At 59.2% G+C, this 17,930-nt stretch carries 18 protein-coding genes and 1 tRNA gene; 12 read left to right on the plus strand and 7 right to left on the minus strand.

Going from position 1 to position 17,930, the window contains the following annotated elements; genetic code table 11:
- Window positions 1–52 precede the first annotated feature (52 nt).
- From infB to B5D49_RS09780, 5 genes are all read right to left on the minus strand, one after another.
- Window positions 53–2,995: a translation initiation factor IF-2 gene (gene infB, locus B5D49_RS09760; RefSeq protein ID WP_078717515.1), complete on the minus strand. Its 2,943-nt coding sequence runs from the start codon at window positions 2,993–2,995 to the stop codon at window positions 53–55.
- Complete coding sequence (locus B5D49_RS09765; RefSeq protein ID WP_234990679.1) at window positions 2,995–3,225, minus strand: YlxR family protein; 231 nt, start codon at window positions 3,223–3,225, stop codon at window positions 2,995–2,997. Before B5D49_RS09765 ends, infB begins: the two co-directional genes overlap by 1 nt.
- Window positions 3,226–3,239: 14 nt before the next feature.
- Window positions 3,240–4,658, minus strand: coding sequence for a transcription termination factor NusA (nusA, locus tag B5D49_RS09770; protein ID WP_078717516.1), 1,419 nt, complete (start codon window positions 4,656–4,658; stop codon window positions 3,240–3,242).
- A gap of 43 nt (window positions 4,659–4,701) precedes the next feature.
- Complete coding sequence (locus tag B5D49_RS09775) at window positions 4,702–5,163, minus strand: ribosome maturation factor RimP (RefSeq protein ID WP_078717517.1); 462 nt, start codon at window positions 5,161–5,163, stop codon at window positions 4,702–4,704.
- A gap of 117 nt (window positions 5,164–5,280) precedes the next feature.
- Window positions 5,281–5,356 (minus strand) — tRNA-Gly (locus B5D49_RS09780).
- Between the two features lie 188 nt (window positions 5,357–5,544).
- Between B5D49_RS09780 and flgF the strand changes: the two genes are divergently transcribed.
- From flgF to fliW, 11 genes are all read left to right on the plus strand, one after another.
- The gene (gene flgF / locus B5D49_RS09785) at window positions 5,545–6,330 is read left to right on the plus strand and encodes a flagellar basal-body rod protein FlgF (protein ID WP_078717518.1); all 786 of its coding nucleotides are present in this window, start codon (window positions 5,545–5,547) and stop codon (window positions 6,328–6,330) included.
- A 20-nt stretch (window positions 6,331–6,350) separates the two neighbouring features.
- On the plus strand, window positions 6,351–7,133 hold the full coding sequence (flgG, locus tag B5D49_RS09790; RefSeq protein WP_078717519.1) for a flagellar basal-body rod protein FlgG: 783 nt from the start codon (window positions 6,351–6,353) through the stop codon (window positions 7,131–7,133).
- 24 nt (window positions 7,134–7,157) lie between these two features.
- Window positions 7,158–8,177: a flagellar basal body P-ring formation chaperone FlgA gene (flgA, locus tag B5D49_RS09795; RefSeq protein ID WP_078717520.1), complete on the plus strand. Its 1,020-nt coding sequence runs from the start codon at window positions 7,158–7,160 to the stop codon at window positions 8,175–8,177.
- 14 nt (window positions 8,178–8,191) lie between these two features.
- A complete protein-coding gene (locus B5D49_RS09800) occupies window positions 8,192–8,908 on the plus strand; it encodes a flagellar basal body L-ring protein FlgH (RefSeq protein WP_078717599.1) in 717 nt (238 codons plus the stop codon).
- A 91-nt stretch (window positions 8,909–8,999) separates the two neighbouring features.
- The gene (locus tag B5D49_RS09805) at window positions 9,000–10,094 is read left to right on the plus strand and encodes a flagellar basal body P-ring protein FlgI (RefSeq protein ID WP_234990681.1); all 1,095 of its coding nucleotides are present in this window, start codon (window positions 9,000–9,002) and stop codon (window positions 10,092–10,094) included.
- Window positions 10,095–10,096: 2 nt separating this feature from the next.
- Entirely contained in the window at window positions 10,097–10,849 is a 753-nt protein-coding gene (locus tag B5D49_RS09810) for a rod-binding protein (RefSeq protein WP_078717522.1), read from the plus strand.
- 43 nt (window positions 10,850–10,892) lie between these two features.
- The gene (gene flgN, locus B5D49_RS09815) at window positions 10,893–11,375 is read left to right on the plus strand and encodes a flagellar export chaperone FlgN (protein WP_078717523.1); all 483 of its coding nucleotides are present in this window, start codon (window positions 10,893–10,895) and stop codon (window positions 11,373–11,375) included.
- Entirely contained in the window at window positions 11,375–13,501 is a 2,127-nt protein-coding gene (flgK, locus tag B5D49_RS09820; protein WP_078717524.1) for a flagellar hook-associated protein FlgK, read from the plus strand. The genes flgN and flgK overlap by 1 nt, the downstream gene beginning before the upstream one ends.
- 12 nt (window positions 13,502–13,513) lie before the next feature.
- Window positions 13,514–15,184 (plus strand): flagellar hook-associated protein FlgL, encoded by a 1,671-nt coding sequence (flgL, locus tag B5D49_RS09825; RefSeq protein WP_078717525.1) that lies wholly within the window; start codon window positions 13,514–13,516, stop codon window positions 15,182–15,184.
- 133 nt (window positions 15,185–15,317) lie between these two features.
- Window positions 15,318–15,557, plus strand: a complete 240-nt coding sequence (gene csrA, locus B5D49_RS09830) for a carbon storage regulator CsrA (RefSeq protein WP_078717526.1) — start codon at window positions 15,318–15,320, stop codon at window positions 15,555–15,557.
- Complete coding sequence (gene fliW / locus B5D49_RS09835; RefSeq protein WP_078717527.1) at window positions 15,533–15,979, plus strand: flagellar assembly protein FliW; 447 nt, start codon at window positions 15,533–15,535, stop codon at window positions 15,977–15,979. Before csrA ends, fliW begins: the two co-directional genes overlap by 25 nt.
- Before the next feature lie 196 nt (window positions 15,980–16,175).
- Here the strand turns inward: fliW and flgM are convergent, their stop codons facing one another.
- Window positions 16,176–16,475: a flagellar biosynthesis anti-sigma factor FlgM gene (flgM, locus tag B5D49_RS09840; protein ID WP_078717528.1), complete on the minus strand. Its 300-nt coding sequence runs from the start codon at window positions 16,473–16,475 to the stop codon at window positions 16,176–16,178.
- 19 nt (window positions 16,476–16,494) lie between these two features.
- Complete coding sequence (locus B5D49_RS09845; RefSeq protein WP_078717529.1) at window positions 16,495–16,911, minus strand: DVU0524 family FlgM-associated protein; 417 nt, start codon at window positions 16,909–16,911, stop codon at window positions 16,495–16,497.
- Window positions 16,912–17,068: 157 nt separating this feature from the next.
- Here B5D49_RS09845 and B5D49_RS09850 point away from each other — a divergent pair, with 157 nt between their 5' ends.
- Window positions 17,069–17,929, plus strand: a complete 861-nt coding sequence (locus B5D49_RS09850) for an NAD(+)/NADH kinase (RefSeq protein WP_144019406.1) — start codon at window positions 17,069–17,071, stop codon at window positions 17,927–17,929.
- Window position 17,930: the final 1 nt, after the last annotated feature.

Genomic DNA, 17,930 nt, shown 5'->3' on the forward strand with positions numbered 1-17,930 from the left:
ATTCCGGACCGGGCGGGAATCGCAATGATTCCCGCCCAATGCCTCCGGTTGGCTAGTCGATGGTACGGGCCACCTCGCGTTCCTCGAACGCCTCAATGATGTCCCCGACCTTGACGTCGTTGAACCGTTCCAGTCCCACGCCGCACTCAAAGTCCTTGGCCACTTCCTTGGCGTCGTCCTTGAAGCGTTTCAAGGAGGAGAGCGTTCCGGTGTAGACCACCACGCCGTCACGCAGCAGGCGGACCTTGGCGTTACGGGTCAACTTGCCCTGGACCACCATGCAGCCGGCCACGGTTCCGACCTTGGGTACGCTGAAGGTGTCGCGCACTTCGGCCTGACCGAGATAGTCCTCAACGGTGTCGGGCGTGAGCATGCCGCTCATGGCGTCCTTCACTTCGTTGGTCAGCTTGTAGATGATGTCGTAGAAACGGATTTCCACGTTTTCTTGATCGGCAACGTCCTTGATGCGTGCCTCGGGCCGGATGTTGAACCCGATGATGATGGCGTCAGAAGCCGAAGCCAGCAGAATGTCGGATTCCGTGATGGCACCGGTGCCGCCGTGGCGCACATGCACATGAATTTCGTCCGTGGACAGCTTGCCGAGCGCTTCGGTGACAGCTTCCAACGAGCCTTGCACGTCTGCCTTGACAATGAGGTTCAGATCCTGGGCCTCGTTTTCCGGGCGGGAAGCCAGGAAGGATTCCAGGGTGACCTTGGCCTTACCCGCAAGTTCTTTGTCGCGGTGCTTGCCCAATCGGATGGAGGCGATGCGCTTAGCCACCTTGTCGTCCGCCACGACAACGAATTCGTCGCCGGCTTCCGCAATGGTGTCAAAGCCTTGGATTTCCACCGGAGTGGAAGGACCGGCCTCCTGGATCTTCTGTCCCTGGTCCGTGAACATGGCGCGAATCTTTCCGTGAACCATGCCGCAGACAAAGGAGTCGCTCTGACGAATCGTGCCTTCGCTGATCAGCACGGTGCCGACGGGACCGCGTCCCTTGTCGAGCTTGGCCTCGACCACGTGGCCGCGACCGGGCTTGTCCGGATTGGCCTGCAACTGGAGCACCTCGGCCTGCAGGAGCACCATTTCCAGCAGTTCGTCCAGTCCGGTATGCTGTTTGGCGGAGACGTTGGCGAAGATGGTTTCGCCGCCCCAGGCTTCCGGCACCAGACCGAGATCGGACAGTTCGCGCATGACGCGGTCCGGGTTGGAGCCTTCCTTATCAATTTTGTTCACGGCTACGACGATGGGTACCTGCGCGGCCTTGGCATGGCTTACGGCCTCGCGGGTCTGGTCCATAACGCCGTCGTCCGCGGCCACGACGAGAATGACGATATCCGTGACCTGGGCACCGCGTTTGCGCATGGTGGTAAACGCTTCGTGGCCCGGGGTATCCAGGAACACGATCTCGCCGCGCCCGGTTTTGACGTGGTAGGCGCCGATGTGCTGCGTGATGCCTCCGGCCTCGCCGCCCGTGACGTTGGTCTTGCGGATGGCGTCCAGCAGGGAGGTCTTGCCGTGGTCCACGTGTCCCATGATGGTGACCACCGGGGCACGGGGCTTCAGGGAGTCCGGGGAATCCTCCTCGGGCGGCAGCAGGTATTCCTGTTCGTCAAAGGCCACGTTTTCCGCTTCGTATCCGAACTCGGCGGCCAGTACGCTGGCGGTGTCGAAGTCCAGGGATTGGTTGATGGTGGCCATAACTCCCAGTCCAAACAGCGTTTTGATCAGATCCTGGGCCTTGACGCCCATCTGCTTGGCCATGTCGGAAAGACGAACGGTGTCATCCACGCGCAGCTTGCGCTTGGCCGCCTTGAGCGGCTGGGTGTTCTTGGCGGCCGGCGCGGATTCTTCCTGCCGACGGCGTCCTTTTTTGCGTTTACCGCCGCGTCCACCGAAATTATCGTTGAATTTTTTGCCGCGCTGGTTGTCGTCGTAGCGGTTGAATTCCACTGTACGGCGATCTTTTTTCTTTTTCCGGCGCGCACCAGCGTCGCTCGTGGGCGGAACCGGCGCTCCATTTTCCTTGGTGGGCTGGGTAGCGGCGGGAACAGGCGGGAGATATTTGTCCCGGGCTTCGCGCAGGGCGGCCTGTCGGGCGACCTCTGCCGGATCCGGTCGGGAGATCACGCGAACGGTAGGCGCTTCCTGTACGGAGCGCTTCTTTTTCTTTTTTTGCTGCTTGGCGGTTTTTTTGCCCTTGTCCTGGTCCTCGGCCTTGCTTTTTTTCTCCGCGCCGTCCTTGGAAGGGGCTTTCGCCTTTTTTTCCTCGGCTGCGGGGGACTCGGCATCGGCTTCTTTTTCAGGCTGGTCCGCTACGGCCTGTTCCTGCTCTTGCGGTTCTTCGACCGGAGAAGCGGCCTGCTTGCCGTCCTCGGTCGTGTCCGGGGCAGCAGCCTTGTCCTTGGCCTCAGGCTCGGCCTGGGGGGTGGCCGATGCGGGGGCTTCGGGAGCAGCGGTTTCCTCCTCCAGTTCCGGTTCGGGAGTGGAGGCTTCCTGTTCGGCGATTTCGTCTTCAGGACGGGAGATAATGCGCGCAACCGGGGCGTCGGTCTTGGCGCCTTTGCGCTTGGAAGTTTTTTTGGCGGTGGTGCGGGACGCAGGCTTGCTCGGCTCCTCGGCGGGTGCGGCGGCAGTGTCCTCGGCAGCCGTGTCCTCCCGCTGGGGGGGGGCGGCGGGCGCGACCGCTTCAGCTTCACCGTCGGTGCCTTCCACCGTTTCGGCATTGATGGGTTCTTCCTGGGCCTCCTGCTTTTTGCCACGACCACGGCGCCGTCTGCGCACGATAACGCCCGGCTGCACCTCGCGGCGGACTACTTCGCCGGTGGCTGACTTTTGGGCAAAGGCGTCCCGAAGCTTATCAACATCTTCCTGTTCCACCGAGCTCATGTGGCTTTTGACCTGCACACCGAGTTCTCGAAGGCGTTGGAGGATTTCCTTGTTGCTGACGTCCAGTTCGGTCGCCAGATCATGAACTTTGTAGGTTTCCGCCATTACTTTCCCCCCTTGGGATGCTTCCGCAGACCGAATTTTTCAAATCGTTCCCTGCACTTTGCTTGTGTGCAGACGTAAATACCTCGCCCGGGCCGTATCTGGCCGGGATCGTGCTCCAACCGCCCCTGCTCGACGCGCACGTGGCGCGCCAAGTCATATTTGGGCAGTTTTCGGCGGCAGATCACGCAGGTGCGCATCGGCACGTGCGGCTGCTTTCCGGTGTTCGGCACCGGTTTCCTTCCTTTTATTCGTTGTCCCCGGATGTCGGCTCGCCTTCTTCGGCGTCCTGGTCCACGTCTTCGTTCTCCGCGTTCAGGGGAGCTTCTTCATTCGCGGGTTCGTCTTCCCGGGGCGTATCGTTTTCTTCCGTCTCTTCCGTGGCGGGCGTATCTTCGTCCGCCTCGTCTTCGGCATCTTGGTTCTGGTATGCAGCGGCATTGAAGCCGAGCATGTTCATGGCCGTGCGCAGGTCCGCGATGCGCGATTCCGTCATGCCGTTGACTTCGAGAAGTTCCTCGTCGGTGGCAAGGACCAGCCCTTCGGTGGTCTCAATGCCCGCGCTCAGGAACGCGTCCACGCTCACCTCGGCTACGCTGGCCAACTGCTCCAGTCCCTTGCGGGCGGCGTTGAGTTCGCCGTAGCGACTTTCGGTGAAGATGTCTATTTTCCAGCCAAGCAGGCGCGAGGCCAACTTGACGTTTTGCCCTTTGCGTCCGATGGCCAGGGTGAGCTGATCATCGGGGACCACCACTTCCAGGACTTCTTCTTCCTCGTCCACAGTGATGCGGGTGATCTGCGCCGGAGACAGCGCATTGCGAGCGTACATGACGATGTCCGGACTCCAGACAACGATGTCGATGCGCTCACCGCGAAGCTCCTGAACGACGTTCTGGATGCGGGAACCGCGAATACCCACGCAGGCACCCACGGGGTCTACATCGCGGTCGCGGGAGTTCACGGCCACCTTGGCGCGCAAGCCCGGGTCGCGGGCAACACCCATGATTTTGACGGTGCTGTCGGCCACTTCCGGCACTTCACGCCGGAACAGGGCGGCCATATAGTCCGGGTGCGAGCGGGAGATGGAAACCTGCGGTCCGCGGGATTCCTTCTGCACGTCGATGATGTAGCCCTGGACACGGTCACCGCGTTTGTAGCGTTCGCGGGGAATCTGTTCATCCTTGGGCAGCAACGCTTCGGTCCGGCCCAGGTTGATGATCCAGCCGGTGCGGTCGCGGCGTTGGATGATGCCGCCCACGATTTCGCCCACGCGATCTTTGTATTCTTCGTAAATGATTTCCTGTTCAGCGTCGCGCATGCGCTGGATGATCACCTGCTTGGCGGATTGGGCCGCGATGCGTCCCAGATCCTCGACCTTGAGCTTGAAGCCCATTTCGTCGTCCAGGCGGACGCCGGGGTCGTGCTGCTGCGCTTCTTCCAGGGGAATTTCAGAAATTTCGTCATGCACCTCGTCGACGACCACCTTGAACTGGTAGACTTCGATCTCGCCGAGGTCTTCGTTGAAGGTGACCTCGATATCCATTGCGTCGCCGTATTTGCGGGCCACGGCGGAACGCACGGCCTCCTCAAGAGTGTCTACCAGCAGGTCACGGTCGATGCCGCGATCTTTACTGATCTGATCGATAGCTTTTTTTAATTCCGACATGGTGCGACCTCCCCCCTCGGAGCACGTCCGAAGGGCTGGGAATTTAAAATTCGTGGACCAGACGGGCCTTCTTGACTGTCTGCCATTGGATGCGCAAGGGCGCGCCGTCATCCTCCAGCTCGAACGTGTCATCCTCGACACGCAGGAGCCGCCCCTTGAATTTACGTCGTTCGTTCACTGGATCCTGAAGTTCCACGGCGATCGTTCGGTCTTCGTAGTCGCGCAGTTGGCGGAGTTCGAAGAATTGACGTTCCAGACCGGGGGAGGACACTTCCAGCACGTAGGAGCCGGGAATGGCGTCCTCCAAATCAAAAACCACGCCCAGGTCACGGCTGACCTTGGCGCAGTCGTCCACGTTCACGCCCTGGTCGCTGTCGATGAAGATCGAAACCACGGTCTTCTTTCCGGCGGACGGGGCCATAAGTCCCCAGAGCCGGTAGCCCAGGGCGGTTATCTGGCTTTCCGCCAGGTCGTGGATTCGTTGTTCCAGTTTGCTGCGCTTCATTTCTATATTGCTGCCTGCGGCGGCTGACCGCCCTTCCATAAATAAAAAAGTGGACCCTAAGGCCCACCCCGATGAACAAGCCCTTAACGGCTCGGGCGGAATTTCCTTCTTGAGCCTTGGAGCGGGTGACGGGGGTCGAACCCGCGACACCGAGCTTGGGAAGCTCGTACTCTACCAGCTGAGCTACACCCGCTCATTCACACCAGAGGACGCCTCCTGTGCGAACAAACCCTTTTAGGCGCGTCCCGGCGGCTTGTCAACCGTTATTTGGAGAGCGAATCCTGTGTCTGGGCGTGTCTTGAAAGCCCATGGTGTCAGTCCTTGGAGGAATGGCGTTGGACCAGAAGTTGCATCTCCATGGCTGTACAGGAGGTGACACCCATGCGAGACAGCATGATGAACGCCATGTTCGGCGCAATGTCGAATGAAATCAGAATGAACCAGATCGCCAACAATTTGGCGAACGTCAACACCACGGCCTACAAAAAGGACAAGGTGGCCTTTCACGACACCTTTTTGCGGTTTGCGCACGACTACATGGTGGATGCGCGTCCATCCTTGCGTGACAAGGACATGTGGCCCAAGGCGGATCTTTTTGCCAAGCCGAGACTCTCGGATCAGAAGACCGACTTTACCCAGGGCGCCCTTCAGACCACTGGAAACCCCCTGGACCTCGCGTTGGTGGGGGACGGGTTCTTTCGGGTGCGAACGCCGGACGGCGATTATTTGACCCGCAACGGCAGCTTTCGTCTCAACTCCGAAGGAACGCTCATTACCGAGCAGGGGTTTGAAGTGCTCGGAACGGGCGGGCCTTTGAGCATTCCGCCTGAAGCACGCAATGTAACGGTGGATGGTTCCGGCCAGGTTCGGGCCGATGATCAGGTCGTGGGCGTGCTTGAGCTGGTGGATGTGGATGACAAGCGGCAATTGCAGAAAATCGGCAACAATCTCTATCAGATCGACCCCAATGGTACGGCCGCTGAAATTCCCCCCGAGGACTTGTCCGTGGAACAGGGATTTTTGGAGCGGGCCAACGTGGAAGTGGTCACCGAGATGGTGGACATGATCGAAACGCAACGTGCTCATCAGATGTATACTAAGATGATGCAGGGTACGAGCCAGATTGACCAAAAATTGATCACGAGAGTGGGCCGCACCAGCGCGTAAGCGGCAGGAGGATTAGTATTATGATGCGATCGCTTTGGACAGCGGCTACGGGCATGGTGGCCCAGCAGACGCACATCGATGTGCTCTCCAACAACCTGGCCAACGTGAACACGACCGGGTTCAAGAAGAGCCGGGCCGAGTTCGAGGACTTGATGTACCAGACCCTGCGCATGGCCGGAACCATCAATGAGGGCGGCAACCGTATTCCCACGGGGTTGCAGGTGGGCATGGGCGTGCGGCCCGTGACCGTGCACAAGTTCTTTTCCGAGGGCAACCTCCAGAATACGGGCAACCCTTTGGATATCGCCATTGAAGGCGACGGGTTCTTCCTGGTGGACCGCAATGGAGAGGATGTCTACACCCGTGCGGGATCGTTCAAGATCGACAACGACGGGCGTGTGGTTACGGCTCAGGGATACGCGTTGCAGCCGGAATTTACGGTTCCTTCGGATACCGTGAGTCTGGCCGTGACCGAGGACGGACACATCGCGGCCCTGGACGCATCCGGACAGGAACTCGCGGCCGCAGATATTCAGATTTACAATTTCATCAACCCGGCCGGGCTGAACGCCGTCGGCCGCAACCTGTACCGGGAAAGCGAAGCCTCGGGACCGGCCACGGCCGGAACTCCTGGCGACACCAACTTCGGTACCCTGGCCCAGGGGTTCTTGGAAGGCTCCAACGTGGAAATGGTGGACGAAATGGTGGGACTGATCATTGGTCAGCGGGCCTTTGAGGTCAACTCCAAGGCGATCACCACGTCCGACGCCATGCTCCAGACCGCCATCAACGTGAAGCGGTAAGCGGCCGAGGAAGGGAGGAAGCGTATGTCGCGTAACAATGCTCGAATCGTTCGCATGGGACGCGTTACCGCGTTTTTGGTGCTCATGGCTCTGGCTGTCACGCTGCTGGCGTTGGCGGTTCTACCGTGCCGTGCCGCGCACGCGGCCGATCCTGGCTGGAGTTTGCGCATTCGCGAGGCCGCCTGTGTGGAAGGCGAACGGGTCCGGCTGGGCGACATTGCCGAGCCTGTGGGAACTATCCGTCCGGAGGTCTGGCGGGAACTCTCGCAACAGACCCTCTGGCAGGGACCGCAATACTCGGGTCGGCAGCAGGCGTTGCCCCGCAAGCAGATCGAACGGATGTTGGCGTATTATGTGCCGGACGTGGCCGAGGCATGCGTGCTGCCCGGACGATTGGTGGTGCAACGGGGCGGAAGGGTCTACGGGGGCCGCGCTTTGCAGCGACTGGTTGTCGATTTCTTGACACCCCGCGCCGCATCGCTGGGCGGAGAGCCGGAAATCAAAGACGTGCGCGTTCCCTCCTTTGTGTTTCTCGAGAGTCCGTTCGACAAATTGGAGATCGCCCTGAGCAACGACCTGCGTCCGGGCCGGGTGACCATGCTCGTACGGGCCGTTGGTGAGGACGGGCGTATTACCCGGCGCATTTCGGCGAGTGCTTTTGTGAATCTTTGGAAGGCCGTGCCGTGTGCCGCTCAGCCCATCAACCGGCATGACTCCGTGACACCCGATAAGATCACCTTCATGCGCAAGAACCTAGCGTACCTTGACGAGGTTTGGGACGGCAAGAGTGGCGGTCCGTACCGCATGACCCGTTCCGTTGGGACCGGGCGCCCTCTGGAAATGAGTTTTCTGGAATCCGAACCCATGGTGGGCCGGGGGGACAAGGTCAACCTCGTCTATCGTGGTCCGCGCATTACCCTGGCGGTGAAAGCGGAGGCGTTGGCCGACGGCGATCAGGGGCAGACCGTGGAGGTGCGTAACCTGCAAAGCAGCAAGACCGTGTTGGCCACGGTCGTGGACCGCAATACCGTGATGGTTCGATAAGGGGTTTGAAGATGATGACGTGCAACAAACATTGGGCAGGTTTTTTCCGGCTCACCGTGGCTTTGACAGCTTTTGCATTGCTTGCGGGCTGTGCGGCCAAAAGCGATCCAACGCCCATGCCGGTGCTTTCCGAACCCGCGTATGAGGAACCGGAACCCATGGACAATCCCGGATCGCTGTTCACCCCCAACACCGCGGAATTCCTCTATGACGACAATCGTGCTCACCGTGTGGGCGACATTGTGATGGTGGTGGTCTCCGAGGTGACGGATGCCTCCCAAAAGGCGGAAACCACCACGGACCGCACCTCGGATAACCAATACGGCATTACCTCCCTGCCCGGTACCGACACCTTGGTGGGCGGGGCGCTTGATACCGTGGGGTTGCAGCCCGGGCTGTCCATCGAATCGAATAATGCGAACGAGTTCGAGGGAACCGGTGAAACCACCCGAGAATCCGAACTGTCCGCCACGGTGGCCTCGCGCATTGTCCGCATGCTGCCGGGTCGCGTCATGCAGGTGGAAGGTGCGCGCCGGGTCCGGGTGAACAACGAGACGCAGATCCTTGTCGTGCGCGGACTGGTGCGGACCCGTGACATTCGAGCCGACAACTCTGTTCCGTCCAGCTACCTGGCCGAGGCCCAGATCGAACTGTATGGCGAGGGAGTGCTTTCAGACAAGCAACGCCCTGGATGGCTGACGCGTATTTTGGATAATGTCTGGCCCTTCTGATCGGGGACCGGTGGAAAGCCAAGGATAAGGGAGAAAAGGAATGATCAGTCAACGTCACAGCCGCAAGCCGCGTTTACGGACCGGAGACCGCATGGTCACGGCGGTCATCGTGATTCTGCTGTTGCTTTTGGCTTTTGCGGAGGTGGCCCAGGCCGTGCGGCTCAAGGATATCTCTTCCATCAGCGGCGTGCGTGACAACGAGCTGGTGGGCTATGGCTTGGTGGTGGGACTTTCCGGCACGGGCGACGGTACCAATTCGAACTTCACGGTCACGTCCATGCGCAACATGCTGGACAAGATGGGTGTGGAGGTGGACGCCACCAGTCTGCGGCCCAAGAATGTGGCCGCCGTGATGGTCACGGCTAAGATGCCTGTTTCCGCACGGACCGGGGCGCCGTTGGATGTAAGTGTTTCTTCCATTGGTGATGCCAAGAGCTTGTTAGGTGGGTTGTTGCTCATCACGCCGCTCAAGGGATTGGACGGCAAGGTCTATGCCGTGGCCCAGGGACCATTGACCATTGGCGGGTTTGCCGCCGGGGGCGAGGCAGCCACGGCCCAGAAGAATATTGCCACTGCCGGACGCATACCCAACGGCGCTATTGTGGAGCGTGAGGTGCCGTTCAATTTTAATGAACAAAATCACCTTACCGTGAATCTTTCCGTGCGTGACTTCGGCACCACCATGCAGGTGGTCAATCGGATCAACGCGGTGCTGGGCGGTCAGTTTGCCAGGGCGCGTGATGTTTCCACCGTGCATCTGGACGTACCGCCCAAGTATCGGGGCAACATGGTGCCGCTGATGGCCTCGCTTGAGAATCTGACCATCGCTCCGGACAGCAAGGCCCGGGTCGTGGTGGACGAAAAGACCGGCACCATTGTGCTGGGGAGCGACGTGCGTCTTTCCCGTGTAGCCGTGGCCCACGGCAATTTGCAGATTGTCATTGCCGAGTCTGCCGAGGTCAGCCAGCCTGGTCCCTTTGCGGAAAATGCGGAAACCGTGGTCACGCCGCAGACCGACATCGGTGTGGAAGAACAGAACAACCGTCTCATGCTCATGGAAGGGGCAACGCTTCAGGAGTTGGTGGATGGGTTGAACGCCATCGGCGCGGCTCCCCGCGATCTCATTTCCATCATCCGTACGCTCAAAGCCGCAGGAGCCTTGTATGCGGAACTGGAGGTCATCTGATCATGTCTACGGCGGAGCAAATGAATGCCATGACCGGCCAGCTCGCTTCGGGGCGGGCCGAAAGCCAGGAGTTGGTGCGCTACAAGCAACGCATGGACAGCCTCAAGCAGCGTCTGAATGGGGCGCCTGGGGAAGAGCAGGAGCTTCGGGAAGCCTGCCGTGATTTCGAGGCCGTGTTTATCGGCAAGCTTTGGGAACAGATGCGCCGAACCGTGCCGAAAGAAACGTCCATGCATTCCAAGCAGGAAGACATGTACCTCTCCATGTTTGATCGTTCCTTTTCCGAGCACATGGCCGATTCCGGCGGCATTGGCCTGGCGGATATGCTCTACGACCAGTTGGCCTCGCAGCTCAAGTCCGCCAGCCATGACACTCTGGCCGGTGGAGCGGAACTCAAGCCTCTGGACCGCAACGGCAAGCCGGATCTGAAGACGCTGGAGGAAGTGGCGCTGGATACCCGTTTGGACCCTCACACCAGAGGTCCGGAGCCGGAAATGCCCGAGGAATTGAGCGCGCCGGTGCAGGCCGGGGAAGCCGTGGCACCTGATGCCGTATCGCCGGATGTCCGGAACCCGAATCCGTCCATTTCGACAACGTCCGAAGCGCCGTCGTCCGTGGGAGCGCTGAGCCAGGCCGAGGTGAATGCCCGATTAGATCAGCTGGCCCGTGAACTGGGAAGTCGCAGTCGTGAAACTGGCCGGATACTTGCAGAGTATTCCATGACGAGTCCGGCCGCCGAAGAATGGCGGGAATAAAAGACCGTCATAAAAGGATGTTAACGAATTGCGGGGGAAGGTCATGAAGAACCGGATCAAGGAAAATTTGTCCCGCCAGGGAAAGGCCATGCTGTTGTTGCAGATGCTGCTGGAGGAAGAATTTTCCCGTCTGCAAAAGCGGGATGCGCGTGGTGTGACCCCCATGGAACTGTCCATCCAGGAACTGATGCGGCAGTTGGTGGCGGAGCGCGAGGACTTGGTCCGCGTGGTCACCATGCTTACCAATGGGAACACGGGGCGGCTGCGCGACTATCTGCCGTCAATGCCCGAAGAGGAACGGGAAGAAGTGCAGACGCAACTGCGCGCCCTGGATGAACAGGAGCAGCGTTGCGCCCGCCAGGCCGCACAGAATCAGCAGGTTGCCATGGCCCTGTTTGAGCAGAGCAGCAAGCTTCTGGACTACATGCATTCCAAGGTCAAGCCCACCAAGGTGGAAGGATACGCCGCCAACGGTCGGTACGCATCACGTCCGGGTGAATCGCATCTGGTGCGGGGAACCTTGTAATGTTCGGAGCCAACTCCATACTGGACATGGGCCGTTGGGCCTTGTTCGCCTCGCAGATGCAACTGCGCGTTGCGGGCGAAAATATCTCCAATGTGAATACCGAGGGGTATTCACGGCGAACCGTGCGCCTGGAAGAGGGCGTGAGCATCGATTACCGCCCCGGCCAGATGGGTACGGGCGTGCGGGCCGCCGAGGTGGTTCGGCACTTCGATAAGTTTGTGGAGACCCAGTATCTGGAGCAGGCCAGCAAGCGCGAACGCTGGGGGGCGCTGCATTCCTCCCTGCAAACCGTGGAGACGCTGTTCAACGAAGCCAACGGAGTGGGCATCAGTGATTCCATCTCCGAGTTTTTCAATTCCTGGAATGATCTTAGCCAGCGGGCCGATGATTACGGCACCCGCAACGATCTGCTGGAAAAGTCCCTGACCCTGAGTTCCACGTTGAAGACCGCCAACGACAACCTGGACCAGATGCAACAGCGGATTGAGGAATTGATCACCAACGATGTGACCAATGCCAACACCATTATTGAAAAGATCGCTGAAACGAACCGCAACATCAATATTCATGAAAACCTCGGCCAGAACGCGCCCAACAATCTGTACGACGAGCGCGCCCAGTTGATTCGCGACTTGGGCGGTATCATTGACGTCTATACCGTGGATAAGGGCAGCGGGAATCTCACGGTCCTGACCAAGGGCGGACAGACACTGGTGGACGGCTACGAGCATTTCAGCCTGGAGGTGGGCGCTCCCCAGACCGTGAAGCAGGTGACGGAAGGTTCGGATTTCGACGGCACCGCGTATTTCACGGGCAACGATAATTACGAGTACACTATCGACGTGCTCAGCGACGGCGTGGTTGGCAGTGCGGGAACACCCAATGTGGCCACCTTCCGGGTGTCCATGGACGGCGGGGCCACCTGGCTCCAGGATGAGGACGGCTCCACCAAGGTGTTTGAGGCGCGTCCCTACGGCCAGGAAGTACAGGCCAATGATCTGGGGATATATTTCGGCGCCACGAGCAACGCCCGGACCATGCCTGCCAATCAGATGAAGGCCGGCGATACCTTCACCATCATTCCCCAAAAGGGTTTGTACTGGGTGGAGAATACATCGCACAAGGAGAACATCACTCCCATCATCCGTTTTACGGGTATGGATGAGGAGCAGCGTACCACGGGCGGCAGCCTGGCCGCGTATTTTAATTTCCGTGACGCCTACGTGGGCAAGTATCGGGATAAGCTGGACGCTTTTGCGGAAACCATGATCTGGGAAGTGAACCGTCGGCACAGCCAGGGCGCTGGCCTGGAAAAATTCACCTACGTGGACGGCACGTATGCCGTGGACGCGCCGGATCGAGCTTTGGGCAGCGATTCCTCTGGGTTGGCCTTTGGCAGCCGTCTGCAATCGGGCAGCGCCATGGTCTACGTTTACAATCAGGAGACCGGGCTGCTTGCCTCCAGCGCGGCCTTGGATTTTTCGGATGCCGCGGGCCAGCAAAACTTCAATCCGGACATGCACAGTCTGAACGACGTTGCAGATGCGTACAACCGGACCTTTGGGGATCATCTTACGGCTACGGTGGTGAACAACCGGTTGCGCGTGGAGGCCAAGGACGGCAAGGAATTTCTCTATGGCGCGGATACGTCGGGCTTGAACGCGGCTTTGGGAGTGAACACATTTTTCACGGGAACGGATGCCTCCACCATGGAGGTGAACACCCGGATCTCTGGCGACCAGGATTTTCTTTGCGCCGGGCATGTGAACGGCGCCGGGGAAATGAACGCCGGGGACAACACCACGGCACGGGCCATCAGTGAATTGCAGGATCAGGACGTAAGCATCTACACCGTGCAGGAAGGCCGTTCCAGCCAGTCGTTGTTGGACTATTACAACGGCATCGTGGGCGGCGTGGGCGCGGACGTGAACACCGCCAAGTTCAACAACACGTACCACGAAACCATGGCCGGGGATCTCAACGACCGGCAGCAGGAAGTGGCGGGCGTGAACCTGGATGAAGAAATGGCCAACCTGATTCGCTATCAGCATTCCTACACCGCCGCAGCCAAGCTGATCACCACGGCGGACCAGATGCTGCAAACCGTGCTGTCCATGAAGCCGTAAGGGAGGAGCGCTATGCGGGTTTCCCAGCAAATGCTCTACGCGCACTACGTGACAAATATGAATGCGTCCCTGACCAACTTGATGGATTTAAACATCAAGGCGCAGTCGCAAAAGCGGATCATCCGGCCCTCGGATGACCCCGTGGGCATGGAGCGTGTTCTGGATCATCGCGACGCTCTGCGCACCCTTGAGCAGTATAAGGAAAACATCGGCACGGCCAAGGGCTGGCTCGGGCGTTCCGACTCCACGCTCATGCAGGTCTCTTCGTTGATCACCCGGGCCAAGGGACTGGCGGAACAGGCCGCCACCGGCACGTATGACGAACAGAACCGCGAGCAGATCAGCTATGAATTGCGCTCCATCTTCGACCAGTTGGTGGAAATGTCCAACATGGAGTTCGAGGACAACAGCATCTATGCCGGGCACAAGACCGATTCCAATGCTTTTGAAAAGATGCTCTGGATGACCACCAATGACCGCGATCTCAACGAAAATACCAATTTTCGCATTGAGGGTAACGCGGATTATACCGTGCTCATGCAGTTTTATGATACTTCGGGCGCGGCCGGGGTAGGGGATACGGTCTCCTTTGATTCCGGCAACGTCGGGGTGCGCTATTCCGTGGACGGTGGAAAGACATTTTTGGATGACGGCACCGTAAGCAATGTGGTGGGCGGCGAGGTCCGGGTGAATTTGCCGCAAAGCGGCGCGTCCGTTGTGTTCTCGGACGTGCAGCCCGGTGACGGTGTCAAGGCCAATGATCCCGACGATACGGATGACGCGGGCGGCACGTGGGCCTGGCTGCGTCCCTCGGCATTGTATCTCGGGGACGACATGGACGCCATCCGGGTCGACAGCATTGGCCAGGGTGTGGAAAACGTCACGGCCACTGCCGAAGGCTCCTTTAAGAGCAACAACGTGGTGGTGCGCATTGACAACGATGCTCCCGTGGACATGGATGAGGTCATCGAATACTCCTACAGCTTGGACGGGGGAGCCAGCTGGACCACGGGCAACACCACGTCCGCGGACACGACGTCCAACCAGTCGCTGATCACCATTCCGCCGGGCGGCATGCTTACGTTGTCCTCCAACGGCGGAAATACCTTGCAGCCCGGCAGTCAGTTTGTGATCACGCCTCGCACCTCGTCGGTGAATTTAGGCATTTCCGTGGACGAAACCGTGCGGGTCAACGATGTGGGCAAGGATATTTTCGGGGGACTGTATCAGGATCCCGACGCCATCCGTGCCAATGGCGGTAATCGGTTGGCCGTATCCAGCGATAATACCGAGGTCGTTTTCGACGACGGCACCGGAGCCAGCACTCTGACGGGATCCAATGCCGGGTATACGCGGAACCTTTTTGAAACCGTCGGAAACCTGGTGGCGTTTCTGGAAACCAACAATCAAAGCGGCGTGCAGCGCTGTCTGGAAAGTCTGGACCGCTCTCAGCAGCAGATTCTCACTGCCGCGGCCAGCGTGGGCGGGCGGGAAAATCGTCTGACCGTGGCCGAGGGGCTGGTGGAGAATCTGGAGCTGAACGAAAAGGAACGCATGTCCAGCATCGAGGACGCGGATGTGGCCGAACTCATGACCCAGATTACGCAGGGACAGATCGTGTATGAATCCGTGCTGCGGTCCACTTCGTTGATCATGAATATGAACCTGATGAAGTTCATCTAGCGGGAAGCGCAGGGGAAATTGAGCGGTGAAGGTTCGGGATCACCTGGACTTTTTCGTGGTGCTGGGGTAAATCCGGTCCACCGGGACGCCTCCCGGCCCACTATCCCGGCAACGAGGAAAACGGAAGGAACCGATGCTGATTCTCACCCGGAAACCCGGAGAAAGCCTTTACCTGGGCGACAACATCAAATTGAAGGTGTTGAGCGTGCAAGGAAAGCAGATCAAACTCGGGCTGGAAGTGCCCGAGGAGATGACCGTGTACCGGGAAGAGGTGTATTTGCGAATTAAGGAACAAAACCGGCAGGCTCTGGAATGTACAGACCAGGATCTGCTTCAGGCGGCGACGTTATGGCAGCGCAAGGAAAGCGAGTGATCCAGACCCGCCTCGGCGAACGGGAAATCGCCGAGGACGCCGTGGTTTGCTTCCCGCATGGGCTTATCGGGTTCGAGGACCGGCGCCAGTTTGTTCTGTTGCAGGTCAACGACGATTCTCCCTTTTTGTTACTGCAGTCGCTGGAAGACCCGGGGTTGGGGCTGTTGGTGGCCGATCCTTTGGCCTTTATTGCGCACTACGGCGTTCGTTTGGACGGCGCGGAAAAGCGGATTCTTGGCAATGCGGAGGACGACGAACTCGCGATCCTTACCACGGTAAGCATCCCTCGCAACCGGCCCCAGGAGACCACGCTCAATCTTTCCGGTCCCATCGTCATCAATACCAAGGCCCGGGTGGGGTTGCAGTCGCCGCAGACCGACTCCTCTTTTCCGCCGCATGTCTTTTTGACTGGTGCGGAATAATCGGACACGAAGCAATGTTTTAACGGTGTTGCCGTGCGGCTGGAGAGAGCTGCACAACGAACGGTCCCGCTTCACTTCAGGGTGAGGCGGGACCGTTCGTTTGTTTTTGGCAACAAAACTGTCTGAATATATTGATGATTTATACTGTTGTCGGGCGCACTTCTCTTGAGACCGAAACGTACTGTCGTTTCGGGGGTCAGGTCAGAAGATTGATGTCGTCGCGCAGCAGATTCGCGGCCGCCTTCTTGATGTCCGGCTTGTACGTGCCGTTGCGGACTCTTTCCTTGAGGTCGCGGACCTTGTCGGCCCGTACGTCCGACGTACCGCCGGCTTCGCTCAAGGCGGCGCCGCGCAATCTGGCTTCGGAGGAGAGCTGGACCTTGTCACCGCGTTCCGACGCGGTGTTGGATGACGAACCACCCTTGGTCCGCTGGCCCTCCTGGACCTTTTGCTTGGCGTAGGGATTGAGTTCCCCCGCAATGTGTCTGATATCCATATTGCCTCCCTGAGCCTGGTCAAAGCATGGTGTCGTCCACCTTGGCCAGGGTGATCTCCCACAGCCGCTTTAGGATGCGGTTCTTTTGCGCTCCCGTCAACTCCCTGGCTCCGGTTTCGGTTTCCGTCAGTAGGCGGACATCCCCGCCGTCCAGGGGGTAATCAAGCAGCACCCTGTTTCCGGTCTCGGTTTCCAGTTGGTCCAGAATGTCTTCGATGACCGGCGAATGGTTGCCGTTGACGATGAGGTTCTCAATGATCTCTTTGGCGATGCGCTGCACCAACTCGCGCCGCCTGGCCTCCCGTGAGATGTCCACCTGATCCTGCGCGCCGGATGCGAGCAAGGCTCGCCGGAACCGCGCAAGACGCTTCGCACTGGTTAGCTGCCTTCCGTAAGTGTGCAGCATTCTGCGAACTTCAGCAGGACTTTTACTCACGATACAGATTTCCTCCTAATGTATGTATCGGTTGCCGAGACAAAAACTTTAGGGTTGGGAGCGAAGAAAATCAAAAAAAGGGGGAAGCATTGGTGGACCGGGATGGTGGGTCCATAATCCGGTGGCGTTCAGTCGGGAAAACGATTATGTCCTGGGCATGTCGAAGGCCATTGAATCCATACTTCTTGTGAGCAAGGAAGGCAATGTCGAGGCCCGGAAATTGGGCGAGGAGATTGCGGCGTATCTGTCCGAGCATGGATGCGACGCGCACTGCTGTGAGCATCGGACCGATGCGCCCGGCGATGTGGCGACCGCAGACAGCCGTCCTTTCGGACTGATCATCGTTCTTGGCGGAGACGGTACGCTCATTAGCGCGGCCCGCCGTCTGTATGCGCTCGGCGCCCCGCTGGTGGGCTTAAACCTCGGTCAGGTGGGCTTTTTGGCGGAGCTTTCCCGGGAAAACTGGAAACGCCGTCTGGGGCGCATCCTGGAGGGGCGGTATCGCTTGTCCCGAAGGATGTTGTTATCGTATTCCGTGCTGCGACAGGGGCATCGGGTGGCGCAGGGCGTGGCGGTCAATGATATTGTGATCAGCCGGGGATCCCTGGCGCGGTTGATCCGTCTGGGTATGTATTTTGACAACGAGCCCATTACAAGCATGCGGTCGGATGGGGTGATCATCTCCACGCCCACCGGGTCCACGGCCTATAGTGTCTCGGCTGGTGGTCCATTGCTGTTTCCGGAGACCGACGCCTACAGCGTCACGCCGATTTGTCCGTTTTTGAACGGATTCAAGCCGTTAGTGCTTCCGGCGGACAAGCCTCTTTCTGTTGAAATCGAAGAATATGGCAAGGTGGCCGACGTCTTTCTCACGGAGGATGGTCAGGAAGTCGTGACCCTGGACTATGGCGATCTTGTGACCATTGAACGCTGCCCCGAGCATTTGCTGCTGGCCCAGACGGGCGGCGGCAATTTTTTCTCGCGCCTGATTGGCCGGGGGTTTTTGTTGGGAGGATGAT

This window comes from Paucidesulfovibrio gracilis DSM 16080, assembly GCF_900167125.1.
GTDB lineage: Bacteria > Desulfobacterota > Desulfovibrionia > Desulfovibrionales > Desulfovibrionaceae > Paucidesulfovibrio > Paucidesulfovibrio gracilis.